Genomic DNA, 1899 nt, shown 5'->3' on the forward strand with positions numbered 1-1899 from the left:
TCCGCCGAATTTTGCAAACACGTCTAGAAATAATTGGCTACAGTGTAGTTACAGCTAGTGATGGTGAAGAAGCTTTATCAGCTTTTCGTCTTTCGACTCCTGATTTGATAGTTCTGGATGTGATGATGCCCAAGCTGGATGGCTACGGTGTCTGTCAAAAATTACGGAGAGAATCAAATGTGCCAATCATCATGCTCACAGCTTTGGCAGATGTAGCAGATCGGATTGTTGGGCTAGAGTTAGGTGCAGATGACTATATGACAAAACCTTTCTCACCCAAGGAACTAGAAGCCCGAATTGCTTCTATACTAAGACGACGCTTTCACAAAACTGATATCAATATTATTCCTAACTCTGGGATAATTCATGTCGGCGACCTAAAAATTGATACAAGTGAAGGACTTGTCCATAAAAATGAGCAACGGATTCGGCTAACAGGTATAGAATTTAGCTTACTAGAGTTGTTAGTGAGTCATTCTGGAAAAGTTTTTTCAAGGTTAGAAATCTTGCAAGAGTTGTGGGGTTTGGTAGGAGGATTTCATACAGACACTCGTGTGGTGGATGTGCATATCTCGCGGTTGCGGACAAAGGTAGAATCCGATCCCAACTTGCCAGAATTTATTATTACAGCAAGAGGTAATGGTTATTTTTTCGCACAAATTGTTGAATTAGAGTAGAGGATGGGAGCAATTATCTGGCAAATTACAGCACTAAAAATGTTTTAAGTAAATCGGTAGAGCGATTGAGCTAACTCTCGTTAGTTTGATGGATGCCTCAAAGTGCTGAATCTGATGAAATTGTTGGTCAAGAAAAGGTTTAATTTAAAACTTGTAGAGTATTTATGATACAAATACCAATTGTTCGCCAAATCTTATTAGCTCCCGATACTGGATTGCTATCATATCTTAGCCAACAACTTCAAACACAGAGCTTTTCACATTTTAAAAGCCAATTTGGTTTTTATGTAGATGAGTCTTGTACACAAGTTACCTCGGTAGACGATTCTTTAGAAACACAAACGATACTTTTGTTGACTCTCAAGTTCTCAATTCTTGTAGATAGCCAAAACTTCCTCGGATGAGGGGGCAGTACACGCTCTTGAGTTTCAAGAATTGCTAAATGCACAAATTATTAGATGGAGCCAAGACAACGAAAACTTGCTTCAACCAATCTCAGAAATTAAAAGCACGTTTAGTCAGTTGTCAGATATTCCGTTCCACGGTGGCTATCTTCCAGGTTTTGAAATTAAAAGTCAGTTTACTATAGTTTACAGTCCTGTTACTACAGAGTTAAGCCAATCAGAGGAGGCTCAATCTTTAAAGCATAGTCCAGGGAAACGTACTCCCATTAGCGGACAGTATGAACTAATAAATTCTGATGGAGAAGGCACAGGGGTGGAAGTAACATCAATTAGTGGACATCCGTTTCCTCCAACGAGTGAACCTGACCAATCATATCGGTTAGTTGACCCCACAAAGCACAAAAAGTCTAATAGATAGCAATTAGTGTTGCTTTGGCGATCGCATAGAAATATGAGACTTCTTGGCATTTGTCGGGAAAAGGGGAAGGGGGAAAGGTTTTATATTTTTCCTTTCCCCTTTTCCCTTTTCCCACCTTTTGCAAAAAGCACTTTTGCAAGAGGTTTATGGAATCTGACTGTTGCTCCCGCATGAGTATAGGCTAGATAACAACAAGAGATAAGCTAATGTTGTCCTTAAGAATGTCTATCTCGACTGGAGAAAGTACTTTATCTTTCATTTGTTGTAGCTCATGTAGAGCAGCGTTAGCATCGGTAGCACCAAATTTGAAGTACTCAGTTAAACTGCCAATGCGATAATTGTAATTATGATAGCGGTGTTTAAAATATAGTTCTACATTACCTCTGTGTGACCAAGTTCC

The 1899-nt window shown here is 39.3% G+C and carries 3 protein-coding genes and 1 pseudogene; 3 read left to right on the forward strand and 1 reads right to left on the reverse strand.

What is annotated here, in order from left to right; genetic code table 11:
- The 3 genes from rpaB to H6G97_RS50620 all read left to right on the forward strand — a co-directional run.
- Nucleotides 1–677: response regulator transcription factor RpaB (rpaB, locus tag H6G97_RS50610; protein ID WP_190947720.1), on the forward strand; the 677-nt coding region annotated here is incomplete at its 5' end.
- Nucleotides 678–841: 164 nt separating this feature from the next.
- A complete protein-coding gene (locus H6G97_RS50615; protein ID WP_190947721.1) occupies nucleotides 842–1081 on the forward strand; it encodes a hypothetical protein in 240 nt (79 codons plus the stop codon).
- 31 nt (nucleotides 1082–1112) lie between these two features.
- Nucleotides 1113–1499, forward strand: coding sequence for a hypothetical protein (locus tag H6G97_RS50620; protein WP_190947722.1), 387 nt, complete (start codon nucleotides 1113–1115; stop codon nucleotides 1497–1499).
- Between the two features lie 181 nt (nucleotides 1500–1680).
- Here the strand turns inward: H6G97_RS50620 and H6G97_RS50625 are convergent.
- Nucleotides 1681–1899: pseudogene (locus H6G97_RS50625) on the reverse strand (GIY-YIG nuclease family protein); the annotation flags it as partial.

It is taken from the genome of Nostoc flagelliforme FACHB-838 (genome assembly GCF_014698065.1).
Lineage (GTDB): Bacteria > Cyanobacteriota > Cyanobacteriia > Cyanobacteriales > Nostocaceae > Nostoc > Nostoc flagelliforme_B.

Bases quoted from the DNA above. Each gene is read 5' to 3' on its own strand.
- H6G97_RS50615 (WP_190947721.1), top strand. From the start codon at position 842: ATGATACAAATACCAATTGTTCGCCAAATCTTATTAGCTCCCGATACT.